Genomic DNA, 23,938 nt, shown 5'->3' on the forward strand with positions numbered 1-23,938 from the left:
CGTGACGCCGGCCAACCGGCAAGCGGGCTCAAATGATGACGACGGCCTGCCCGCGGAGGTGCCCATCACGCAGGTCCCGGATTGCCGCCGGCGCGTCCGCCAGGGCGTAGCTCTTGCCGATGACCGGGGTCACCGCGCCCGCCTCGATGAGCCCGGTCAGGAACCGGAGGTCCTCCGCCCGCTCTGCAGCCATGACGCCCCTGAGCCGCTGGCCGACAAACACGGAGAGCAGCCCGGCGCCGAGCGAGCGTTGAAATCCGCCCGTCAGCCGCCCTCCGCCTTCCCCACCGACGATCGCGAGCGTGCCCTTAGGCTTGAGCGCCCGCCGCAGGACGGTGAGCGGGCGGTTGCCGGCGGTGTCCACAATGAGGTCGAATTGCCGGGATCCGTCCGCGAAATCGTCATGTGTGTAGTCGATGACGTGGTCCGCGCCGATGGAGCGGACCAGATCGGTTTTCGCGGTGCTGCACACCCCCGTCACCTGCGCCCCGAACGCCTTGGCGAGCTGCACCGCGTACGCGCCGACACCGCCGGCCGCGCCGATGACGAGGACCTCCTGCCCGGCCTGGATCCTGCCGGCGTTCCGGAGCGCCTGCAGGGCCGTGACGGCCGAGATCGGGACGGCGGCGGCCTGTTCGAAGCTGAGGTTTTTCGGCTTCAGCGCGAGCCGGCCTTCTTTTGCACACGCGTATTCGGCGAAGGATCCCTCGCAGGTGCCGTACACCTCATCCCCGGTCCGGAAGCCGACGATATTCCGGCCGACAGCCTCCACCCGGCCGGCCACGGCCCGGCCCCGGATCCGGGTCTTCGGTTTCCTGAGCCCGTAGCCGACCACGCGGGTCAGGTACGGAAGGCCCGTCATGAGGTGCCAGACGCCCTGGTCGACGCCGGCGGCCCGGACCCGGATCAGCACGTCGTCGTCGCCGGGCACGGGGGCGTCGACGTCGCGCAGTTCCAGCACCTCAACGGAACCGTAAACATCCTGGACGATCGCTTTCATGGTGCTTCTCCTCTGGGTCAGCTCGCCATTCCGTAACCGCAGGCGCCGGGCGACACCTTGAATGTGAAGAAATCCTGACATGTTGTCAAGCTCTTTCGCCGCTCCCCCGCCGGTTGGGGTTCGACGGCGGCGGCGGCCGGCTCCGCGCGCGGGGGCGCCGCACAGTCTGAAATCAAAGACACGAAGTTCCCGTGAGACTCCTCACAGCAAGGCCGGACATGGTCTGCTGGATGGCGATCCCCCTCCCAATGACGAGAAGGTATTCGCATGCAACAAGCCCAAACCGCTACGAAGGCGGCTCCTGCCGAGGCCGGCACCGGCAGCGCTGCCACCGCCGTCGGCGCAGCCGTCGACTCCGTACTCAGCCGGGGACTCAACGTCCGCCACATCCGCTTCATGGCGCTGGGCTCGGCGATCGGCACGGGGCTGTTCTACGGCTCCGCCTCCGCCATCCAGAAGGCCGGGCCCGCCGTCTTGTTGGCCTACATGATCGGCGGCGCCGCGGTCTTCATGGTGATGCGCGCCCTCGGCGAGATGGCGGTGCGGCATCCGGTGTCCGGGTCCTTCGGCCAGTACGCGAGCCGCTACCTGGGACCGCTGGCCGGGTTCGTGACGGGCTGGACCTACGTCTTTGAGATGGCGATCGTGGCCATCGCGGATGTCACGGCGTTCAGCATCTACATGGGATTCTGGTTCCCCGGCGTGGAGCGCTGGGTCTGGATCCTGGCCATCATCTTCTTCCTGGCTGCCCTGAACCTGCTCAGCGTCAAGGTGTTCGGCGAGCTGGAATTCTGGTTCTCCCTGATCAAGGTGGCGGCCATCATCGCCATGATCGCGGGCGGGGCGGCGATCATCGTCTTCGGTTTCCAGGCCGGCGGCGCCACCGTGGCACCAGGGCTCGGCAACCTCGTGGACCACGGAGGCCTGTTCCCGAACGGATTCGAAGGACTCCTTGCCTCCTTCGCCGTGGTGATGTTCGCGTTTGGCGGCGTGGAGACCCTCGGCATCACCGCCGGTGAGGCCGCCGATCCGAAAAAGGTCATCCCCAAGGCCGTCAACACCGTGCCCGTGCGGGTCCTGCTGTTCTATGTGCTGACCCTCGGCGTGCTGATGAGCCTGTTCCCGTGGGACGAAATTGGCAGCAACGGCAGCCCCTTCGTGCAGATCTTCAGCGGCCTGGGCATCCCCGCCGCACCCCACATCCTCAACGCCGTGGTGATCACGGCGGCGCTCTCGGCAGTCAACAGCGACATCTTCGGCGCCGGCCGGATCCTCTTCGGCCTGGCCCGGCAGGGCCACGCACCGGCGAGCTTCGGCAAGGTTTCCCGTCACGGGGTGCCGTGGATGACCGTGGTAATGATGACCGGCATCCTGCTGGTGGGGGTGGTGCTGAACGCCGTGATCCCGGAAGACGTCTTCCTGCTGATCGCCTCGATCGCCACCTTCGCGACCGTCTGGGTCTGGGCCATGATCCTGGCCTCCCATGTCGCCATGAAACGCGAGATCGCCCGCAAGTGCCTGCCGGCGTCGGAGTTCCCGTCGCCGTGGTGGCCCGCCGCCTCCATACTGACGATCGCGTTCATGGCCCTGGTGATCGTGATTCTGGGTGCCTTCGAGGACACCCGGGTGGCGCTGTACGTGGGCGCCGCCTGGCTGGGCGTCCTGGTGCTCGCTTACCGCCTCTGGGTCCGCGGCCACGGCCGGGCGCGGGCGGAACTGGTCGACGAAACCGCCCAGCTCCCGCAGGTTCCCGCCGGGCGGTGATGGTGCCTCGCCCCCAAGGGATTAAGACGCTCCCGGGCGGGCCCTCGCGGGGTTAGGATCAGGCATGGTCCCCGCCACCAACCTCTTGGCCTTTGCCCTTGCCGCCCTCGTACTCATCGCCATCCCGGGGCCCAGCGTGCTGTTCGTGATCGGACGGACGTTGGCCCTGGGACGCAGGGGCGGGCTGTTGAGCGTTCTGGGAAACGCGGCCGGAGAGGTGGTGCAGATCGCCGCCGTGGCCCTGGGCGTCGGCGTGGTGCTGGCGCAGTCCCTGCTGCTGTTCAGCGTGGTGAAATTCGCCGGCGCCGCCTATCTGGTCTACCTCGGGATCCAGGCGATCCGGCACCGCGGCGGCGGAGCGGCGAGGGCGTCGACCTCGAACCCGGCCTCGACCGCGCGCGTGCTCCGGGAGGGCTTCATCGTCGGCGCGACCAACCCCAAGTCGATTGTGTTCTTCGTGGCCGTGCTTCCCCAGTTCGTGGACTACTCGGCCGGAGCGATTCCCGTGCAGCTCGCCACCTTGGGTGCGGTCTTCCTGCTCATTGCCCTGGTCTCGGACAGCACGTGGTCCCTCGCGGCCGGGACGGCCCGGCACTGGTTTGCCCGCTCCCCCCGGCGGATCGCCGCTCTCAGCACCACCGGCGGCGTGATGATGATCGGGCTGGGCGGCACGCTGGCCCTGACAGGCACCAAGGACTAGCACGCTGCTCCAGCAGCACAACGCGGGGTCAATTAGCGCCCATTAATGCCCTCTGAATGGGCCGTAGCTGACCCCGCGTTGGTTTGAGCGGCGACGGGCTACCGCGCGGACCAGCCGCCGTCCATCGTGTAGCTGGCGCCGGTGACCATGCCGGCGTCGTCGGATGCCAGCCACGCCACCAGGGACGCCACTTCCTCGGGCTCCACGAGCCGCTTGACCGCTGATTCGGTCAGCATGATCTTGGCGAGCACCTCGGACTCCGGGATGCCGTGCACCTTGGCCTGGTCCGCGATCTGCGATTCAACCAGGGGCGTGCGGACGTAGCCGGGGTTGATGCAGTTGGAGGTGACCCCGTGCGCCCCGCCTTCGAGGGCCGTCACCTTGCTCAGGCCCTCGAGCCCGTGCTTGGCCGAGACATAGGCGCTCTTGAACGGCGAGGCCCGGAGCCCGTGCACGGAGGACAGGTTGATGATGCGGCCGAAGTTGTTGGCGTACATGTGCGGCAACGCGGCCCGGATCAGCAGGAACGGGGCCTCCAGCATGAGGGTGATGATGCGGCGGAAGTCGGCCGGATCGAACTCCTCGATGGGGCTGATGCGCTGGATTCCGGCGTTGTTCACCAGGATGTCGCAGTCCAGGCTGAGCGTCTGGAGGGATTCGACGTCGAGCAGGTTGACGGCCCACGCGGTGCCGCCGATTTCGTCGGCGAGCGCGGCGGCGGCGGCCTCGTCCCTATCCGCGATCACCACTTTGGCCCCGCGTGCCGCCAGGGCCCGGACGCTCGCCGCGCCGATCCCGCCGGCGCCGCCGGTGACCAGGGCCTTGCGTCCGTTCAGCGTGTTTTCCATAACTCAGCCTTCCGTGTCAAAAATTCGATGAGGCGGCCGGCTCCAGCGTGGCTGGAGCCGGCCCAAAACTCAAGCAGCTCAGCGGGTGGCTGCTACGGGCAGGCCTTCGCGTTCGGCGTCGGCCCGGTCCACGTCCTCCAACGCGATGCCCTTGGTTTCCTTCAGGCTCAGCACTGCGACGGTGGTGATGGCGCAGGCGACCAGCAGGTAGATCGCGGTGGGCAGCCAGGAGCCGGTGTCCTTGAGCCACTGGGTGGCCAGGAGCGGCGCCAGCGAACCGGCGAAGATCGAGGTGACCTGCGAGCCAAGGGAGACCCCGGCGTAGCGCATCCGGGTCGGGAACAGCTCCGACATGAGGGCCGGCTGGCCGGCATACATGAAGGCGTGCAGGCACAGGCCGATCGTGACGGCCAGGACGATGATCACCGGGTTGCGGGTATCGAACATCGGGAAGGCGAAGAACGGCCAGGTGGCACCGGTGACGGCACCGATGAGGTAGACCGGCTTCCGGCCCCAGCTGTCCACGAGGCGCCCGACCTGCGGGATGACCAGGAAGTGGACGACGTGGGCGATCAGCAGGGCCAGCAGCAGCGAGGAGGTGTCGTACTTGTGCACGGACTTCAGGTAGACGATCGCGAAGCTGACCACGAGGTAGTACATGATGTTTTCCGCGAACCGGAGCCCCATGGCCTGCAGGATGCCCTTGGGGTATTTGCGGATGACTTCGCGGACGCCGTAGCTGGCGGACTGATCCTCTTCCAGCTGGGCCTTGGCCTCGAGGAAGATGGGCGATTCGGAGACGTGGGTGCGGATGTAGTAACCGACGAACACGATCACGGCGGAAAGCCAGAACGCCACCCGCCAGCCCCAGCTGAGGAAGTCGGCGGAGCTGAGCACGTTGGACATGATGAACAGGACCAGGGTGGCCAGCAGGTTGCCGACGGGAACGGCGGCCTGGGGCCAGCTGGACCAGAAGCCACGGGACTTGTTGGGGCTGTGCTCGGCGACGAGCAGGACTGCGCCGCCCCATTCGCCGCCGAGGGCGAAGCCCTGGATGAAGCGCAGGAGGACCAGCAGCGCCGGCGCCAGGTAGCCGAGGGTGGCGAAGCCAGGGAGGCAGCCCATCAGGAAGGTGGAGACACCGATGATGATGATGGTGAGCTGCAGGGTGGGCTTGCGGCCGAGCTTGTCGCCGATCTGGCCGAAGACAATGCCGCCCAGGGGGCGGGCCACGAAACCGACGGCGTAGGTCAGGAACGCCTGGATGATGCCGTCCAGTTCGTTGCCCGTGGCGGGGAAGAAGTACTTGCCGAACACCAGGGTGGCGGCGGTGGCGTAGAGGAAGAATTCGTACCACTCGACGACGGTTCCCACCATCGATGCGGCGACGATTTTCTTGAGCCCGGAACCCTTGGATGCGGGTGCTGCGGCGGTTGTTGCAGAGCGTTCGTTTACGCTCATCTGGTTCTCCTTAGTGTCCACGGTGACACGCGCTGTGACGCACAGCACTGAAATGGCTTCATTGAGTATTGCCGCACATCCACGGCGATTCAATGGCCAAACCAGCACCCGCTATGTGCAGAATTGCAGATATGAACGCCAATCCCGATGACCTGCTGGTCCTGCTCGCAGTCTCCCGTTCGGCGAAATTCACGACGGCGGCACAGACGCTCGGACTGAACCACACCACCGTTTCCCGCCGGATCGCTGCGCTGGAGAAGGCGCTGGGCGGCCGCGTGCTCTCCCGCGCCTCGGGAGGCTGGGAGCTCACCGAGCTCGGTGCCGAGGCCGTTCGGGTGGCCGAGCAGGTCGAGAGCGCCGTGCGCACCCTGGAGCAGCCCGGGCACACCCCGGACCCCATCAGCGGCGTCGTACGGATGACCGCGACGGATGGATTCAGCGCCTACATCGCCGCCCCGGCCGTGGCCCGGCTCCGCCGCGACCATCCCGGCCTCAGCGTCGAGATCATCACCGTGACGCGCCGGGCGCTCCAGCAGCGGTCCGGCCTGGACATCGAGGTGGTGGTCGGCGAGCCGCAGGTGCACCGGGCAGAGGCCGCGCGGCTCGGCGAGTACATGCTGGGAATGTACGCCTCCCGCGGCTACCTCGCCGAGTACGGCACCCCGGCCACCGTGGAGGAACTGACGGCCCACTCGCTGGTCTACTTCGTCGATTCGATGCTGCAGGTGGACGATCTGGACGCCCCGCGGCGGCTGGTGCCCACCATGCGGGACGGGCTGAGCTCCACCAACGTCTTCGTCCACGTGGAGGCCACCCGGGCCGGCGCCGGGATTGGGTTCCTGCCCTGTTTCGCGGCCGACCTGCATCCGGACCTGGTCCGGCTTCTGCCGGATGAATTCGCGGAGCTGCTGCCCTACTGGATGGTGCTCCGGCCCGATTCGATGCGCCGGCCGGCGGTGGCCGCGCTCGTGCAGGCGCTGCGGGAGCAGACCGCGGCGCACCGCGATGCCCTGCTGGGCCGGGGAGCAGCCCCATCGATTGCTCCGTAGCCGCCTCTATAGTGCCGCAAATATAGTGCCGCAAAGGGGCTGCTACGGAGCAGTCGGCGTCCCTGCGCGGGGCCCAGCCAGGGGCTCGGCGGGCGGCTGAGCGAGAACGGGCGGTTCCGCGGCCGGCTCAGCGAGAACGGGCGACTTCGGGTCATGCCGGACGGCGGCGCCGGCCGCGAACGCCCGCACCTTTTCGTCGTTCCAGATGTGGGCCGGCACAGCACCGCCGAGCAGGCGCCGCGCGAGGCCGGGGTCGTCGTCGAACGGGACATCGCTGCCGGCCATGACCATGTTGCCGTAGCGCCGGCCCTTCAGCATGGCCGGATCCGCGATGATCACGGTGTAGGCAAAGGCGTCGGCGATGGTCGCGGCGTCCTCGCGGGCATTCTTGAGGTCCGGGGCGTCGCCGGAGTTGACCACATATATCCCGCCGGGGGCCAGGACGCGCTTGGCGTGCTCGATGAATTCCCGGGTGGTCAGCGGCCGCGGGGTCAGCGAGCCGGCGAAGACGTCGCGGATGATCAGGTCCCGGGTCTGCGGGGTCAGGCTCTCGGTGACCTCGCGGGCCTCTCCCACGCGCAGGCGCAGCAACGGCGCCTTGGGCAGGTCGAACCAGCCCCGGACGTAGTCGGCCAGCTTGCCGTCCAGCTCCACCACCACCTGGCGGGCGTCCGGGTACGCGGCGTGGAAATAGCGCGCCAGTGAGCATGCTCCCCCGCCAAGGTGCAGGGCGCGCAGCTTGGGCCCAGGCTCCCGCGGCCAGCGCGACTCCACCAGGGCTGCCATCCAGCGCATGTACTCGAAGTCGAGGAACAACGGGTCCGCGAGGTCAATGTGCGAGCTCATGACGCCGTTGATGCGCAGGAGCCAGCCGGTGGAATTGTCCTGGTCCGGGATCAGCTCGCAGTCCCCGGTATCGATGTAGTACACCCCGGCCAAAGGACCGGCCGGGCGGGAACCCTTGGGCACTTCCACCACTCCCGGCCCGGCGGTTTGGGCGCCCCGCCCTTTGCCCCGCTTGGCCATCAGCTATCCCCCGCATTGTGCATGTTTCAACCCTAGTTCACCGGCGGCCCCGGAGGCGGCCCCGGGCGCCGCCAGCCCGCGGGACCAAAGCCCCTACACATTCCCGGGCCGCAGGGTTCTACTGGGGCTGCACATAGTGCCGGGCGAAGGGGTGCGTCCGACGAGCCGGGAGGAATAATGTCGGCACCCACAGGGCAGCAGGGCGGCACCGTGGCGGTCGGTTACGGCGGGTCCGGGGCCGCCCAACTCGCCGTTCGCTGGGCGGCCGAATACGCGGCCGCGGCCGGGCTGGACCTCCTGGTGATCCATGCCTGGGTGTGGCCGGTTTTCACCAAGAACCTGGGCCCTGTCAAGGGCGTGGCCGGCAGCGGGCTGCGGCATTCCGCGGAAGCCGTCCTCGCCGAGGGCATCGAGCTGGCACGCGGCGCCGCCCGCGAAGCGGCCGGCGGCGCACCGCTGGGGGCCGAGCGCGTTGTTACCAGGCAACAGCCGGAACCTCGGGGCCCCGCCGTCGACGGCGTCATGGAGGCCGGGCTCCCGGCACCCGTGCTGCGCGACGCCTCCCGGGACGCACGGCTGCTGGTAGTGGGCAGCCGGGGCCTCGGCGCCGTCCTGGGCCAGGTGGCCGGCTCGGTCTGCATCGATCTGGCCGGCTCGGCACCCTGCCCGGTGATGATAATCCGGCGCCCGCGCCGACGGGCCCACCCCGTCGTGGTGGGAGTCGATGCCTCGCCCCGCAGCCCCGCCACGGTGGCCGAGGCCATCCGGTTGGCCAAAGTCCTCGGCGCCCCGCTGCACCTCGTCCACGTCGATCCATTGCGCGGCGGGGCACGGGAAGAGCACGGCCGCCATGCCCTGCTCCACGGCCAGGAGCTGCTCGACCGCGCCATCGACGAGGCCCGCGGGATGGCGCCCGGGCTGGAGGTTACCGGCGCCCTGCGTGAGGGCCATGGGGCCCGGGAGCTCCTCGACGCCGCGGACGACGCCGACGTCCTGGTGCTCGGGACCCACAACCCTGCGGCCGGAGCCGGCAACACGGTCTCCGCCGTGCTGCACAAGGCGCGCTGCAACGTGCTGGTCACCCGCTAGCCGCCGCGAGCGCAACCGATTCGGACCTGCAGACGCTGCAAAGAAGGAGGCCGCGGTGCGAGCATGGCAAGTTGGACTTCCGGGGCCCATGTCCAGCGGCCCCCTCGTGGCCACCGACCGCCCGGATCCTGTGCCGGGACGCGGTGAAGTCCTGCTGAAAGTGCGGGTCTGCGGTGTGTGCCGCACGGACTTGCACCTGGCCGAGGGCGACCTCACGCCGCGGCACGCCGGGGTCATCCCGGGCCACGAGGTAGTGGGTGAGGTGATCGGGCAGGGACCGGGGGCCGCCAGGTTCGGCATCGGCGAACGGGTGGGCGTGGCCTGGCTGGGCGGCACCTGTGGCGCCTGCCGGTTCTGCCTGCGCGGCCAGGAAAACCTCTGTCTGTCCCCCACGTTTACCGGCTGGGACCGCGACGGCGGGTACGCCGAGCTCATCACCGTGGCGGAGAACTTCGCCTACCGGATCCCGGAGACGTTCAGCGATGAGGAGGCTGCGCCGCTCCTGTGTGCAGGCATCATCGGCTACCGGGCCCTGACCCGGGCCGAACTGCCGATCGGCGGACGGCTGGGCATCTATGGGTTCGGCGGCTCCGCGCATCTGGCGGCCCAAATCGCCCTCTACCGGGGTGCCCGCGTGTACGTCATGACCCGGTCCGCGCAGGCTCGCGCGCTGGCCCTGGACCTCGGCGCGACGTTCGCGGGCGGGGCCGAGGAACAACCGCCCGATCCCCTGGATGCCGCGATCCTCTTCGCCCCCGCGGGCGGCCTGGTGCCGGTTGCGCTCCGGGCCCTGGACCGCGGCGGGACGCTCGCCGTCGCGGGCATCCACCTGAGCGATATTCCGCCGCTGCACTACGCCGACGAGCTCTTCGAAGAGCGCCAGCTGCGCAGTGTCACAGCCAACACCAGGGCCGACGGCGAGGAGTTCTTCCGGATCGCCGCCGAGATCCCGCTCCGCCCGACCACTGTGGCCTACCCGTTCGAGGCCGCGGACCGGGCCCTGCGGGACCTGGCGGAGGACCGGATCACCGGAGCGGCCGTGCTGCACATGGACACGACATAGCCCGGAACCATCGCAAGCAAGTCACCACGACAACGCCGGGGACACGCTTCGGCGCGTCAGCCGGGCGTCCCGGCGTCCCGGCGGAACTCGTGCTCCTGGCCCGCCCGGAGCAGCACCTTCTCGACGCCCACCCGCACCAGCACCGGAGCCGCGTCCCCCGGGGCGGCGGACACCCGCAGCCGGTCCGGCCCGAGGTGCACGGACAGCAACTGGTCACGGTAGCGGACCTGGAACTCCACCCGGGACAGCTCGGCCGGCAGCCGCGGGGTGAAGTCCAAGGCGTCCCGGGTGATCCGTAGCCCGGCGAAGCTGCGCTGGACCACGTCGATCGAGCCTGCCATGGCGCCCAAATGGATGCCCGCGCGCGTGGTGCCGCCCTGGGTATCGTCCAGATCCGTGTCCAAGGCTTCCCGGAATGTCGCCCACGCCCGCTCCGGATCGTGCTGCGCCAGCACCGAGGCATGGGTGACCCGGCTAAGGGTGGAGCCGTGCGCGGTCCGGGCCAGGTAAAAGTCCACGGTGGCCGCGATCTGCGCCGGCTCGACGTCGTAGCCCATCCGGCGCAGGAACCCCAGGAGCTGGTCTTCGCCCAGGACATACAGGAGCATCAGGACGTCCGCCTGTTTGGCCAGCCGATAGTGGTTGGTGCTGTCCCCTTCGGCTTCGAGAATCAGGTCCAGCCGTTCGATGTTGCGGTAGGCGCGGCGGTAGTGATTCCAGTCGAGTTCCCGCAGGGCGCCGTAACCGTCGAACTGGCTGATGATGCCGCCGTCGTGGAAGGGAACGAACATGCGCCGGCTCAGGTGCGCCCAGGCGTCGATTTCCGTGCCCGTGATCCCCAGCCGTGCCCGGAGTTCCTCCATGTCGAAACCCTGCACTGAATGCATGATCCAGACCGCCTGGTCAAACACCCAGGCCGCCATGATGTTGGTGTAGGCGTTATCGTCCAGGCCGCCGCCGGGGTTGCCCGGGTGGCCGGTGTGGTACTCATCCGGGCCCATGACGCCCTTAATGTGGAACCGGTCCTGGGCGGCGTCGTGCTCCGCCAGGGAGACGAACAGCCTGGCGACGTCCACCACAATCTCGGCGCCGTGCCGGGTCAGCCAGCCCCGGTCCTGAGTTGCTTCGAAGTACTGCCAGGCGTTGTAGGCGACCGCCAGTCCGACATGCCGCTGCAGGCGTGAGTAGTCCGGCATCCAGTGCCCGGAGAGCTTGTTGAACAGGAACTTGGGTGTCTGCTCGGTGCCGTCGCTGCCGCTCTGCCACGGAAAAAGCGCGCCGCGCAGCCCGGCCTTCCGGGCCGCGTCCCGCGCGGTTCCCAGCCGCCGCCAGCGGTAGTCAATCAGCTCGCGGGCCACCGCGGGCAGCCGGGAGTTCAGGACCGGCAAGACGAAGAGTTCGTCCCAGAAGATGTGCCCCCGGTAGCCTTCGCCGTGGAGCCCCCGGGCCGGGACCCCGGCATCGAGCTCGGCTGTGTGGGTGGTGAGTGTCTGCAGCAGATGGAAAACGTGAAGGTTCAGGATCAGCTGGGCCTGGGACGTGGCATCGGATTCGATGATGAACGGTGCCAGCAGCAGGCGCCATGCCGCGTCGTGGTCCGCCAGCAGCGCGTCGAACTCCTGGGGTGCGCGCGACAGCACCGCGAGCGCCCCCGAGAGCGGCGAGGCGACGGCGTGGTCCCGGGAGGTGGCGACGGCCGCTGCCTTGGTGACCGTGACGGGGATGCCGTCAGTGACCTGCAGCTCGAAGCGGTGGCTGTACATCCCTCCTGCCACCTCGGGAATTGCGCCGGCCCCGACGGCCACCCCGCCGCCGGAAATCCGGGTCCGCAGTGCCAGGGCGATCCCGATCCTGCTCCCGGACGTCTGCACCTGAACCGTCAGCTCAGCAGCGTCCGAACCGTTCTCCGACGAAGATTCCGACGAGGAAACCGCCACCCCTGTCAGGTGCCGGTTGGCCAGTTGGGCGTCCTCGGGCACGTTGGAGTTGGTGACGCCGGTGTCGCACCCGCTGCGGATGCTGATGGACCCGCTCCACCCGACGGCGGTCAGCGTGGTTTCCAGTGCGGCCAGGTGGGGCTCGGCCATGGACACGAGCCGGCGCTGGAGTACCTGAAGCTGCCGTCCGGCGTCGTCCGCCACGAGTGCTTCCCGGCTCAGCAGGGCCCGCTTGAGGTCCAGGGTGCGCCGCTCGCTGCGGAGCGTCAGGCCGCCGCCGGACCACCACGCACCGTCGCCCACCCGGACATCCAGCGGCAGCCAGTCCGGGATGTTAACCATGTGCTCATCCACGGTTTCTACGCCCTGGACGACGCTCGCGACGCTGTTGTAGACGCCCGCAAGGTAGCTGCCGGGATAATGGGCGTCCCCCGCGCGGTGTTCCGGGGCGGCGCCGCGGGTGGCGAGGTAGCCGTTGCCGAGCGTGGTCAGCGCCTCCCGGTGCCCTTCGTGGGCGGGATCGAAACCCTCGTACACCAGCAGCCACGGGTGCGTAATGACCAGCCCGATGTCCAGTTCGCTGACGTCTTCAACCACGACGTCGGCGCCCGCGGCTTCCAGCGCAGCCCGCCGCCCGGCCCGGTCGAGGCCGACCACGAGCCCGAATCCCCCACGTCGCCCGGCTTCCACGCCGGCTGCGGCGTCCGCGATCACCATGGCCCGGGCGGGGGTGATCTCCAGCCGGCGCACGGCTTCGAGGACCAAAGCCGGCGCCGGCATTCCGGCGACATCGTGGTCCAGGGCCGTCTGGCCATCCACGATGTGGTCAAAGACCTCGCCAAGGCCCGCGGCGGCCACGATCGCGGCGGCGTTCCGGCTGGAGGTGGCGAGGACCACGGGGATCCGCCCGGCCCGGAGCCGCTCAAGCAGCGCCACGGTGCCGGGGAAAACGGGCACGGGCCGGCCCGCGAGCATGGCTTCGAAAGTTCCGTTCTGGCGCTGCGCGAGTCCGAACGCCGTCCACTCGTCCGGGCCGTCCGCGGGCGAGCCGCGGGGAATGGGGACCCCGCGCGAGGCCAGGAATGCGGCCACGCCGTCCTCCCAGGTCCGGCCCTCGATCCAGCGTGCGAAGTCATCGTCCGTGAAGGGCGCGCGCCTCGCGTCCGCGGGAAGCCGGGGGTCCGTCATGACGTCGTCAAAGAGTTGTTTCCAGGCTGCCGCGCGGAGCTCGCCGGTATCGGTCACGACGCCGTCGAGGTCAAAGATCACGGCATCGACGGGAGCCAGCGCGGCGGCAACTGTGGGCGACTCCGTCATGGCCCTGTCCTATCAGCGATCGGTGCGCCGCGACAGTGGCGTTGGGCCCACCCTTACCCAGGAGTGCGTCGAGGGTGGTGAAGCCATAGCCGGCCTGGCGGATGCGGCTGATCAGCTGGGGCAGGGCAGCGGCGTCAAGCGTAGTGCCGTCGTCGGGGTTGGAGCCGATGTGCATCAGGACAATTTCCCCCGGCTGCAGGGCCGCCAGGACGCGGTCCGCGACGAGCTGCGCCGTCGCTCCGCCGCTGGTGCCTTTCCAGCCCAGGGTGTCGACGCTCCAGCGCACCGGAAGGTAGCCGAGGTTGTTGACGGTGGCGATGGTCCTGGCGTCGCGGTCGCCGAGGGGAAACCGGAAGAGCGGCCGCGGGTCAGCCCCGGCCGCCCGGATGGCCTGTTCGGCCGATCCGACCTGGTCCTTGATGCCGGCGTCGGGCAGCCCGGTGAATGCCGGATGGGTCATGGAATGGTTGCCCACCCGGTGCCCGCCGGCGACGATCGCCGCCACGCCTCCGGGGTTCGCGGCGGCCCAGCGGCCGGTAAGGAAGAACGTGGCCCGCACGTCCGCGGCGGCGAGACTCTGCAGGATGCTCGGCAGTCCGGCAGCGTTGGCGCCGGCGTCAAAGGTCAGGGCCACTACGGTTCCGGCGCCCGGGATGGTCTCGACGTCGTGGCCGGCGAGCGCGGCGGGGAACCGCGCCGCGGGGGGCACGGGAGCGGGAGCCGTCGGTGCCCGGCTCGGCGGGGGGACGGGAACCGGCTCGGCCGGAACTGGCCCGCTGGTGTCCGGGGCCGGCGATGCCGAGGTCGGTTCAGGGGACGGGGAGGCAGGGGGCGCGGTCCCGGAGGCACTTGCGCTGACGGGTCCGGATACCGGGGCGGTGACGGGCGCAGATGGGGGCGGTGACGCCGTCGGCGCCCCCTGAAGCAGCACGACCGCGGTACCGGCGGCCAGAAGCAGCGCAACCACCACGGCCGCGATCACCAACAGCCGGCGGCGGCCCGCGGTCATGGACCCCATGTTTCACCTTGGCACCACGCACTACGGCAGGCTAGGGCTCAAAGGCCCCGCCCGTGCCGCAGCCTAGGAGGCCGCCGGAATCAGGCCGTCCGCACGGTACCGGTCGAACAGCTGCAGGAAGGCGTCTTCCGTGCGGCGGTACCCGGTGAAACCGGCAAGCCGGCTCTTGCTCATGTCCGTGACCACCTCGAGGTTCCGGCCCAGGTCGCCGTCCGTGTGCCACCAGGAGGCGACCTGAGCGAGGTCGGGTTCGGCCAGCCCATGGCGGGCGGCGATGGCCGACCACACGCCTTCCATGCCGCGCATTTGCTGCTCCAACGGCCGCGGTTCGTTGCTGTAACCTACCGGCTCGACCCCGAAGTAGTCGGCCAGCGCAGGCCACATGCGCCGCCAGCGGAAGACATCGCCGTTGACGATGTTGTAGGCCTGGTCGCCAACGTTGTCCGCTGTGGCCGCCCAGATCATGTGGTCCGCCAGCAGTCCGCTGTCGGTCATGTCCGTGAGGCTGTTCCACTGCGTCTCGGAGCCCGGGAAGATGAACGGTTGGCCCAGTTCCTTACAGATGGATGCCTGAACGGCGAGGGTGAGCCCCATGTTCATGGCGTTCCCGACCGCATGTCCGATCACCGTATGCGCCCGGTGCACGGACCAGCCAAAGCCCTGCTTCGCGGCCGCAGCCCACAACTCGTCTTCCTGGGCGTAGTAGAAGTTCGGCGTCGGCAGCCTCGGCTCGCTCTCCCGAAAGGGGGTGTCCGGCATTTCCCCGGCCGCATACGCTTCAAACGGGCCCAGATAGTGCTTCAGCCCGGTCATGAGGGCGACGTGCTTCACAGGCTTGCCGTTGAGGCTGGCGAGGACGTTCCGCAGCATGCCCGCGTTTGTGTCGATGTTCTCTTGTTCGGTCTTCCGCCTGGACCAGGCGGTGTAGAACACATGGGTGGGCGAAACACCTGCCAGGGCCTCGCGCAGGTTCTCCACGGATGTCAGGTCCGCGCTCACATGGCGCACGTCACGGCGGCGAAGGGGATTGCGGGAGAGCCCCACCACGTCCCAGCCCTCCTCGGCGAGCCTGTCCACCAGGGCGGATCCGGCAATTCCGCTTGCCCCCACCACCAGGGCGGTCCGGGTGTCGACGGTCTCTGAACTGCTTCGCACGTCATTCCTCCTGGCATCGCTTGTGCTGCGCCGCGCCCATTGCATGTATCGGGTCCCTGCGCGCCGGCCCGCTTGATCGGGACGGATGCTCTTCCAGCCTCTCATGCCGAGGTCCGGGGACGGTCCGGGAGGCCGTCCCCGGCAAGCCGGGCGCGGCCGCGCAGTAGGATTCAGGGAGACGCCAAAACTGATACGAAGCTAAGGCGGAACATCCGTGAAATTCGTACTCCGGTATCCGCTCGTGGCCGGGACCCTCGTCGTCCTGCTGGCGGTGCTGGTCTTGCTGTTCTCCGGGCAGGAAGGCATAGCCCGGGCTGCTGCGAGCGTCTATGCCCTGGCTGTGGCGGCCTACCTCGCCGTCGGGATGGCGCGCCGGCTCGCAGGCGGCCAGTTCGGCATCGACATCCTGGCCGTCACCGCAATCGTCAGCACCGTGCTGGTGGGCGAGTACGTCGCCTCGATGATCGTCGTACTCATGCTTGCGGGCGGCACTGCCCTTGAGGACTACGCCGCCGGCAGGGCAAAGGGCGAACTCACCGCATTGCTCGAACGCGTCCCGCAGACGGCCCACCGGGAGCGCAACGGCTCCGCCGCCGCCGGAACCCACACAGCCGGAACCCCAACGGAGAGCCAACACGAGGACGTGGCGGCCGCCGACGTCGAGATCGGGGACGTCCTGCTGGTCAGGCCCGGCGAGGTGGTCCCGCTGGACGGCGTCCTGCTCTCCGAGTCCGGCTCTTTCGATGAGTCCTCGCTCACCGGGGAGAGCCTGCCGGTGGAGCGGTCCGCCGGGGACGGGCTCATGAGCGGGTCGCTGAACGGTGAGGCCGCGGTCCGGATGCGGGTCACGGCGCGCATGGAGGATTCGCAGTACAGCCGGATCGTCGCCCTCGTGCAGGAGGCGGCGGACAGCAAGGCGCCCATGGTCCGGCTCGCTGACCGCTATGCCGTGCCGTTCACGGCCCTCGCGTACGTGCTCGGCGCCGTGGGCTGGATCATCAGCGGCAGCCCGGAACGCTTCGCGGAGGTCCTCGTGGTGGCCACGCCGTGCCCCCTGCTGATCGCAGCGCCGGTGGCGTTCCTCGGCGGCATGAGCCGCGCCGCGCACTCCGGTGTCATCGTCAAGTACGCCGGGGTGCTGGAACAGCTGAGCCGGATCAAGACGGCCGCCTTCGACAAGACAGGAACCCTCACGTACGGCCGCCCGTCCCTGCTGCGTATCCGGACCGCCGGGCCCCTCGCAGAGGACGAGGTCCTGCAGTTGGCGGCGTCCGCGGAACAGTATTCCTCGCATGTCCTGGCCGCCTCGGTGATGGAGGCCGCCCGGAACCGGGCCCTGCCCTTCGCGGCCGCCACCGAAGCCACCGAATTCGCCACCCACGGGGTCCGCGCCAGGTTCGACGGCCAGGACGTGGTGGTGGGCAAGCCCGCGTTCGTCGCAGAGTGGGCGTCCGGCGTGGTGGAGGCGGGGCTGGCCAGCGGCGAGCTCGCCATCTACGTCGGTGCCGGCGGAAAATTCGTGGGCGCCCTGGTGATGAGCGATCCCATTCGCAAAGAGACCCGCCGCACCCTCGCCGACCTCAAGGCCCTGGGCGTACGCCGAACAGTCATGCTGACCGGTGACGCGCTCGCCACGGCCCGGCACATCGCGGACGAGGCAGGGCTCACCGACGTCCGCGCCGAGTGCCTGCCGCGGGACAAGGTCGAGGCCATCAGGTCGCTGCCGGACCGTCCGGTCATGATGGTCGGCGACGGCGTCAACGATGCCCCCGTCCTGGCGGTCGCCGACGTCGGAATCGCCATGGGCGCCCGCGGCTCGACGGCGGCCGGCGAGTCGGCCGACGTCGTGATCATCCTCGATGATCTCTCCAAGGTGGGGACCGCTGTCCGGATCGGGCAACGCACCGTGCAGGTGGCCTTGCAGAGCATCTGGATCGGCATCGGCCTGAGCGTGGCCCTCATGCTGGCCGCGGCCGCGGGCTACGTGCCGGCCATCGCCGGCGCCCTGTCCCAGGAACTGGTGGACCTCGCCACGATCCTCAATGCCCTGCGTTCACTCGGCCCCGGCCGCCACGGCGCCGCCAGCCCGGTGCGGTCCCGGGAAAGCGCGCGGCAGGCCCCGCTACCGGGATGACTATTTCCTGGCTGATTCTGTCTCCGCTGCCGCGACGGCTGACTCTGTCTCCGCTGCCGCGATCCGCGGCACGGTCTTGAGGTAGCTGTCCGGGTTCAGGGAGATCGAGTCGATCCCTTCGCGCACCAGGAACGCGGCGAACTCCGGGTGGTTGCTCGGTCCCTGCCCGCAAATGCCGATCTTGATCCCGGCGGCGTGGGCCTTGCGGATGGCCTCGCTGATCATCGCCATCACGGCCTCGTCCCGCTCATCGAAGAGCGCCGCGAGCTGGCCGGAGTCACGGTCCACGCCCAGGACCAGCTGGGTGAGGTCGTTGGAGCCGATCGAGAACCCGTCGAACCGCGTCGCGAACTTCTCGGCCAGGACCACGTTGGATGGGATTTCGCACATCATGTAGACCTGCAGCCCGTTGCTGCCGCGGACCAAACCGTGCTCGGCCATCACGGCCAGGACTTTGTCCGCCTCCTGCGGCGTGCGGCAAAACGGCACCATGACAATCACGTTGGTGAACCCGAGCTTCTCGCGGACCCGTTTGAGCGCGGCGCATTCGAGCGCGAACCCCTCACGGTAACGGGGGTCGTAGTAGCGCGAGGCGCCGCGGAACCCGAGCATGGGATTCTCTTCCGGTTCCTCGAAGGCGGCCCCGCCGAGCAGGTGGGCGTATTCGTTGGTCTTGAAGTCGCTGAGCCGGACAATCACGGGGCGCGGATAATACGGCGCGGCGATCTTGGCGATCCCCAGCGACAAGGCGTCCACGAAGTACTCGGCCGGGTCCGCATAGGCCTGCGCCAGCTCCCGGATCTGGTGCGCCTCGGCGGGATCCGTGACCCGTTCCGGGTGGACAAGCGCCATGGGATGGACGCGGATCAGGCTGCTGATGATGAATTCCATCCGGGCAAGCCCGACGCCGTCCGCCGGCAGCCGCCACCACTGGAAGGCCGCGGCCGGGCTGGCGATGTTGACCATGACGGCCGTGCGCGTCGCAGGCAGCGCGCCGAGGTCCACATCTTCGGTTTCGAACGCCAGGGTGCCGTCGTAGACCCGGCCCAGATCACCTTCGGCGCAGGAGATCGTCACGGACCGGCCCTCGGCCAGGACGGCCGTGGCGTTGCCGGTTCCGACGACGGCGGGGACACCCAGCTCGCGGCTGACGATCGCCGCGTGGCTCGTGGGGCCGCCGTGGTCCGTGACGATCCCGGCTGCCCGTTTCATGATGGGCACCCAGTCCGGGTCGGTCATTTCGGTCACGAGGATGGCGCCGTCGCGGAACGCCGCGATGTCCGCCGCGGTCCGGATGACGCAGGCCGTGCCGTGCGCAATCGAGTCGCCGATGGCCGATCCGGTGGCGAGCACAGGCCCCTGTTCCAGCAGGTGGTGGATGGTGAACTGCGGCCCGGTCCGGCGTGACTGGACCGTCTCGGGCCGGGCCTGGACCATGAAGAGTTCCCCGGTCTCGCCGTCCCGGGCCCATTCCATGTCCATGGGCCGGCCGTAGTGGTTTTCGACCGTGACGGCCCAGCGGGCGAGGGCGAGGATCTCGGCGTCGCCCAGCACGAAGGCCCGGCGCTCGGCCTCCGAGGTGTCCACCATCCGGGTGCGGGCGCTCCCGCCGCGGCTGTAGACCATCTTCCGGGCCTTGGAGCCGAGGGATTTCTCGATGATCGGGGTGATGCCCTCCGCGGCCGCGGACTCTGTCAGGAGCGGCTTGAAGACCAGGTACTTGTCCGGATTGATGGTGCCCTGGACGACTGTTTCGCCGAGGCCCCAGGCCGCGCTGATGACGGCGGCGCGGGGAAAGCCCGAGTCGGTATCGATGGAGAACATCACCCCGGATGCCCCGACGTCGGAGCGCACCATCCGCTGGACGCCGATCGAGAGGGCGACGTCCATGTGGTCGAAGCCCTTGACCTCGCGGTAGCTGATGGCCCGGTCCGTGAAGAGTGAGGCGTAACAGCGGCGGCAGGCGTCCAGCAGTTCCCGCTCACCCGCAATGTTCAGGAAGGTCTCCTGCTGCCCGGCGAAGCTCGCGTCCGGGAGATCCTCCGCCGTCGCGCTGCTGCGCACCGCCACGGCGAGCCGGTCCATGCCGGCCCGGTCCCCCAGCGTCCGGTAGTGGGCGCGGATGGCTTCGGCGATGTCGCCGGGGAACTCGCTGGCCAGGAACAGGTCCCGGATGGCCTCGCCGGTGGCGCGCAGCGTGGCGTCCCCGGCCCGGTAGGCGGCAATACGCGATCGCATGGCGGCGTCGATCCCGTTAGCCACGACGAACGAGCGGTACGCGGCGGCTGTGGTGGCGAACCCGTCAGGAACCCGTATCCCCTCGCGTTGGAGGGTCCGGATGAGCTCGCCGAGCGAGGCGTTCTTCCCGCCGACCCGCGGGACGTCGGCCATGCCGATCTCGTCAAACCACATCACGGGCGATTCAGCCATGTCAGTACTCCTGCGGATTGTCGGTGGACCCATACTGCGCGGGACCGGTGTCCCGGGGTCAGGGGCTTTGGACCCGCGCGCCGCCGCCGGCTACTGTGCCGCCTGGGGGAAAGCCTCCTGTTCCCGCGCCGGGCCCGGCGCCGCCGGCGGAACCAGCCCGGCGGCGGACGATCTTGTACAGCCAGTCGGCGAGCAGGACGGCAGGGACGGCGGCCAGCGCCACCGCCAGGCCTCCCGGCGTCGGCGGCGCGTGGCCCAGCAGCGCCGCCAACGGCCCGAGGAACAGGAACACGCACAGCAGCCCCAGCTCGGCCAGCACGGCCCACAGCAGCAGCTTGTTGGTAAACCAGCCCAGCCGCCAGGGCGGGACGGTGGCGCTGCGGCAGGCGAAGGCGTTCGCCAGCTGGGCCAGGACAACCGTGGTGAAGGCCGCGCCCGACGCCGCCAGGAGCACGTCGCTAGCCGGCAGCTCGGCGCCGGGCCGCCACCCCGCACCGAGCAGAACCACCGTATACGCCGTCATCTCCATCAGCGCCTCGACCGGTCCCAGCAGCCCAAACACCCGAAACATGAGGGCGCGGTCCATCAGGTGCCGGCGCTCGGGCGGCCGCTTCAGCGTCCCCTTGCTTGGCGCCTCGCTGCCCAGGGCCAGGGCGGGCAGCAGGTCGGTGCCGATGTCCAGGGCGAGGATCTGCAGCACGCCCAGCGCCAGTGGGAAGTGGCCGCCGGACAAGGCCCAGATGACGAAGGGCGTGAGCTCGGCGACGTTGTCCGTCAGGTGGTACGTCAGGAAGCGCCGGATGTTCGCGTAGGTGGCACGGCCCTGCTCCACCGCGGCCATGATCGTGGCGAAGTCGTCGTCCAGCAGCACGAGGTCGGCGGCCTCACGGGCGACGTCGGTGCCGCTGCGTCCCATCGCGACCCCGATGTCGGCCTGCTGCAGCGCCGGGCCGTCGTTGACGCCGTCGCCGGTCATGGCCAGGACATGCCCGCGGCCCTGCAGGAGCCGGGCCACGCGGAGCTTCTGTTCCGGCGTCACCCGGCTGACCACCACTCCGTCGCAGTCCAGCAGTGCGGCCAGGACGGCGTCATCGCCGGGCAGGTCCCCTCCCTGCAGCACGGTTTCCGTGGGGCCGAGCAGCCCCGTCTCCCGGGCGATGGCGGCGGCGGTGAAGGCGTGGTCGCCTGTCACCATCGCCACTTTGATTCCTGCGTCGCGGGCCGCTTGGAGTGCCACTTTCACCTCGGTCCGGGGAGGATCGTGCAGGCCCATCAGGCCCAGCAGCGTCAGCCCGGCCTCGACGTCCTCCAGCTTGAACGCGGCGCCGGGCGGCCCGGGCAGGCTGCGCTGGGCGACGGCGAGTACCCGCAGGCCACGGGCGGCCATCTCGTCAACCATGTCCATTGCGCGGTTCGAGCCGGGATCAGAAGCCCCGCCTCCGGTGGCCAGACACAGCGGAATCACGGACTCCGGGGCCCCCTTCACGAAGAGGGCGGTGCCGACGATTGCCGACTCCCGCAGCCGGCGGGAGTCGAACGCGAACCGGTGCGACGGCGTCGGCCATTCCGGCTGCTCACCCGGAAGGGCGAGGCGGACGGCGAGCGCGTCGATGGCCGCCTCCATCGGGTCCCCCTCGGCTATCCAGCGGTCTTCGTGGAGGACGGCGCGCCCCACCGAGGCGGCGCGGGCAGCGACGCTGAGCCGCCGGGCTTCTTGAAGGCCGCCGCCCGTCATCTCGGCTTCGGGGCCGTAGCCCTGGCCATTGATGGTCAGCAGCCCGGCCGGGGTCCAGACCTCGACGACGTTCATCCGGTTCTGCGTCAGGGTTCCGGTCTTGTCGGTGCAGATGAAGGTCGTGGAGCCGAGGGTCTCCACGGCTTGGAGGTTGCGCACGAGGGCGTTGCGCCTGGACATGCGCTGCGCGCCGACGGCCAGGGAGAGCGTGACGGTCGGCAGCAGGCCCTCGGGGACCAGCGCGACGGCCACCCCGATGGCGAACAGGAAGGCGTCGCGCCAGGAAATGCCAATCACGAGCGAGAGGACGAAGAACAGGGCGCCGATGCCCAGGGCCATGGTGGCGGTGATGCGGACGATTCTTTGCAGTTCCAGCGACAGCGGGCTGGTGGGGGCTTCGACTTTACCTGTCAGGGATGCGATCTCCGCGAGCCGGGTCTGGCCGCCCGTCACCGAGACCACGCCTTCGGCGTGCCCGTTGACCAGGAAGGTCCCGCCGAAGGCGGTGTCGCCGGGGGTTTTGGCGACTGCCTCGCTTTCGCCCGTGAGCATGGACTCGTCCACCTCGCAGCCGGTGGCCAGGGCCAGCCGGAGGTCCGCCGGAACGCGGTCGCCGGCCACCAGCACCACGACGTCGTCCGGCACCAGTTCGGTGGAGTGGACCTTGATGACGCGGCCGTCCCGGCGGACTGACACCATGGCCGGGAGCAGTTCGCGGAGCTTGGCGGCGGCATGCTGGGCCCGCTCCTGCTGGATGTAGGCGAACACCCCGTTGACCAGGATCACCGCCACGATGGCGATGCCCAGTTCCGGCATGCCGGCAATGATCGCGAAGATGGCCGCCACCCAGAGCATGATCGCGAAGAAATGGGTCAGCTCAGCCAAGAGCCTTCGCCAGCCGGGGACCGGACGGGGCTCGGGCAGTTTGTTGGCACCGAATTGCTTCAACCGCCGGGCAGCTTCGTCGGCGCTGAGTCCGGCGACGGCTGACAGCGAGTCCTGCCCCGGCCCGGGATTCACCCCCGCGCTCCGCCCCTCACGGGCACTGCAGACCGCCGGCCGCCGCCGTCGAAATCGCCGGACAGCTGCGGGATCGCCGGAACTTTCCGGCGGTGTGGCGCGGATCCGGCGAACTCGGGGGTAGGGGGCGGCGTCACGTGCGTTAGTCTTCGGCGGCGCTGATCCCGAACTCGCTCTTGAGCCGCACGCGGGCGCCGCGCTCAACCAGTGTGGGTATGTAGGTCCGGATCCGGCCTGCGTTCAGGGCATCGAATTCCTCGCCGACGATCCCGGCGATGTGCCTCCGCGGTACGTGCGGAAACCTGGCAGCCAGACGCTCGACAACCTGATCAATGCTGGGTTCTTTCGCATCGTCCGTCACTTCTTCAGTGTGGAGCGGCCTGGTCCCGGCGTCAATGAATCTTCAGCTGGCAGGCGGCAGCAGGTGGCCCAGGCTCCGCAGGTAGGTGCCAAAGCCGTGGGGCGCCCGGGCATGGGTCCGGCCGGAGGTCATGACCCTGATGCTGTCCGTCGCGGTGACCGTAAAGGCGCGGCTGCGGAGGCTGTGCACCAGGGTCCGGTCTTCTTCGGACGTGACCCGGGCGAACCCTCCGGCGGCAAGATAGGCGGAAGCCCGGACCCCGAAATTCGCGCCATAGATATGGGGGTGGTCCTCGCGGAAGGGGTGGCGTTCGTGCCAGCGCCGGAGCAGTTCAGGGTCCATCCCGGCGGGGTCCGGTTCCACGGAACCCAGCACGGCGTCGGCCCCGGCCTCGGCGAACTCCAGCTGGCGCACCAGCCAGTTCTCCGGCACCCGGGAATCGGCGTCGGTGTTGGCCAGCCAGGTCCGGCCGGCCCAGGGCGGCGGCGTCCAGCGCTGGCCGGGCGGCCGCCGCCGGGTCACGCCGATGCCGGAGGCCCGGACGCCAGCGGCCCGGCTGGCGCCGGCGCTGTGGTAGCTGACCTCCAATGCGCTGAAACGCGGGTCCGAGGCTGCGAAGCCGGCCATGACGGCGGCGGAACCGTCCGTGCAGCTGTCCAGCACCACCGTCACCCGGGTCTCGACGTCGGACCGGACCCTGTGCAGGGCGTCCGCGGACCGCTGGACGGCCTCCAACGCCAGTTCCAGGTGGTCTTCTTCGTTGTTTGCGGGCATGACGACGGCGACCCGGTCGATGCGGTGCCCGCGCGGCAACGGCAACGCCGTCATCGG

At 69.6% G+C, this 23,938-nt stretch carries 17 protein-coding genes; 6 read left to right on the plus strand and 11 right to left on the minus strand.

Going from position 1 to position 23,938, the window contains the following annotated elements:
- Nucleotides 1-28 precede the first annotated feature (28 nt).
- Nucleotides 29-1,000 carry an NAD(P)-dependent alcohol dehydrogenase gene (locus AC1DFR_RS10450; protein ID WP_230007226.1) on the minus strand — a complete coding sequence of 324 codons (972 nt, stop codon included), beginning with the start codon at nucleotides 998-1,000 and terminating at the stop codon, nucleotides 29-31.
- Nucleotides 1,001-1,267: 267 nt separating this feature from the next.
- On the opposite strand from AC1DFR_RS10450, the gene AC1DFR_RS10455 reads away from it, so the two are divergent.
- Nucleotides 1,268-2,764, plus strand: a complete 1,497-nt coding sequence (locus AC1DFR_RS10455; protein ID WP_230007225.1) for an amino acid permease — start codon at nucleotides 1,268-1,270, stop codon at nucleotides 2,762-2,764.
- 64 nt (nucleotides 2,765-2,828) lie between these two features.
- Entirely contained in the window at nucleotides 2,829-3,464 is a 636-nt protein-coding gene (locus tag AC1DFR_RS10460; protein ID WP_476873273.1) for a LysE family translocator, read from the plus strand.
- Between the two features lie 98 nt (nucleotides 3,465-3,562).
- On the opposite strand, the gene AC1DFR_RS10465 is transcribed toward AC1DFR_RS10460, so the two are convergent.
- Together AC1DFR_RS10465 and AC1DFR_RS10470 are read right to left on the minus strand one after the other, a co-directional pair.
- Entirely contained in the window at nucleotides 3,563-4,312 is a 750-nt protein-coding gene (locus tag AC1DFR_RS10465; protein ID WP_223914617.1) for a 3-hydroxybutyrate dehydrogenase, read from the minus strand.
- Nucleotides 4,313-4,390: 78 nt separating this feature from the next.
- Complete coding sequence (locus tag AC1DFR_RS10470) at nucleotides 4,391-5,773, minus strand: MFS transporter (protein ID WP_223914618.1); 1,383 nt, start codon at nucleotides 5,771-5,773, stop codon at nucleotides 4,391-4,393.
- A 131-nt stretch (nucleotides 5,774-5,904) separates the two neighbouring features.
- Between AC1DFR_RS10470 and AC1DFR_RS10475 the strand changes: the two genes are divergently transcribed.
- The gene (locus AC1DFR_RS10475) at nucleotides 5,905-6,822 is read left to right on the plus strand and encodes a LysR family transcriptional regulator (protein ID WP_476873274.1); all 918 of its coding nucleotides are present in this window, start codon (nucleotides 5,905-5,907) and stop codon (nucleotides 6,820-6,822) included.
- 42 nt (nucleotides 6,823-6,864) lie between these two features.
- On the opposite strand, the gene AC1DFR_RS10480 is transcribed toward AC1DFR_RS10475, so the two are convergent.
- Nucleotides 6,865-7,848 carry a spermidine synthase gene (locus AC1DFR_RS10480; RefSeq protein WP_230009007.1) on the minus strand — a complete coding sequence of 328 codons (984 nt, stop codon included), beginning with the start codon at nucleotides 7,846-7,848 and terminating at the stop codon, nucleotides 6,865-6,867.
- Nucleotides 7,849-8,025: 177 nt separating this feature from the next.
- On the opposite strand from AC1DFR_RS10480, the gene AC1DFR_RS10485 reads away from it, so the two are divergent.
- Nucleotides 8,026-8,937: a universal stress protein gene (locus AC1DFR_RS10485; RefSeq protein ID WP_476873275.1), complete on the plus strand. Its 912-nt coding sequence runs from the start codon at nucleotides 8,026-8,028 to the stop codon at nucleotides 8,935-8,937.
- 55 nt (nucleotides 8,938-8,992) lie between these two features.
- Entirely contained in the window at nucleotides 8,993-10,000 is a 1,008-nt protein-coding gene (locus AC1DFR_RS10490; RefSeq protein ID WP_476849842.1) for a zinc-dependent alcohol dehydrogenase family protein, read from the plus strand.
- Between the two features lie 56 nt (nucleotides 10,001-10,056).
- Here AC1DFR_RS10490 and AC1DFR_RS10495 read toward each other — a convergent pair whose 3' ends face one another.
- The 3 genes from AC1DFR_RS10495 to AC1DFR_RS10505 all read right to left on the minus strand — a co-directional run bounded on the left by AC1DFR_RS10495 (nucleotide 10,057) and on the right by AC1DFR_RS10505 (nucleotide 15,427).
- Nucleotides 10,057-13,254: an HAD family hydrolase gene (locus AC1DFR_RS10495; protein WP_476873276.1), complete on the minus strand. Its 3,198-nt coding sequence runs from the start codon at nucleotides 13,252-13,254 to the stop codon at nucleotides 10,057-10,059.
- Nucleotides 13,196-14,272: a polysaccharide deacetylase family protein gene (locus tag AC1DFR_RS10500; RefSeq protein ID WP_476873277.1), complete on the minus strand. Its 1,077-nt coding sequence runs from the start codon at nucleotides 14,270-14,272 to the stop codon at nucleotides 13,196-13,198. Before AC1DFR_RS10500 ends, AC1DFR_RS10495 begins: the two co-directional genes overlap by 59 nt.
- A gap of 63 nt (nucleotides 14,273-14,335) precedes the next feature.
- A complete protein-coding gene (locus AC1DFR_RS10505) occupies nucleotides 14,336-15,427 on the minus strand; it encodes an SDR family oxidoreductase (protein ID WP_476856167.1) in 1,092 nt (363 codons plus the stop codon).
- Between the two features lie 214 nt (nucleotides 15,428-15,641).
- On the opposite strand from AC1DFR_RS10505, the gene AC1DFR_RS10510 reads away from it, so the two are divergent.
- A complete protein-coding gene (locus AC1DFR_RS10510) occupies nucleotides 15,642-17,561 on the plus strand; it encodes a heavy metal translocating P-type ATPase (protein ID WP_476873278.1) in 1,920 nt (639 codons plus the stop codon).
- On the opposite strand, the gene ppsA is transcribed toward AC1DFR_RS10510, so the two are convergent.
- The 4 genes from ppsA to AC1DFR_RS10530 all read right to left on the minus strand — a co-directional run bounded on the left by ppsA (nucleotide 17,562) and on the right by AC1DFR_RS10530 (nucleotide 23,935).
- Complete coding sequence (gene ppsA / locus AC1DFR_RS10515) at nucleotides 17,562-19,991, minus strand: phosphoenolpyruvate synthase (RefSeq protein ID WP_476873279.1); 2,430 nt, start codon at nucleotides 19,989-19,991, stop codon at nucleotides 17,562-17,564.
- A 58-nt stretch (nucleotides 19,992-20,049) separates the two neighbouring features.
- Nucleotides 20,050-22,746 (minus strand): cation-translocating P-type ATPase, encoded by a 2,697-nt coding sequence (locus tag AC1DFR_RS10520; RefSeq protein WP_476873280.1) that lies wholly within the window; start codon nucleotides 22,744-22,746, stop codon nucleotides 20,050-20,052.
- Between the two features lie 142 nt (nucleotides 22,747-22,888).
- Nucleotides 22,889-23,107, minus strand: a complete 219-nt coding sequence (locus AC1DFR_RS10525) for a three-helix bundle dimerization domain-containing protein (RefSeq protein ID WP_079552243.1) — start codon at nucleotides 23,105-23,107, stop codon at nucleotides 22,889-22,891.
- 42 nt (nucleotides 23,108-23,149) lie between these two features.
- On the minus strand, nucleotides 23,150-23,935 hold the full coding sequence (locus tag AC1DFR_RS10530; RefSeq protein WP_476873377.1) for a glycosyltransferase family 2 protein: 786 nt from the start codon (nucleotides 23,933-23,935) through the stop codon (nucleotides 23,150-23,152).
- Nucleotides 23,936-23,938: the final 3 nt, after the last annotated feature.

Source organism: Arthrobacter sp. 05T410, assembly GCF_056396505.1.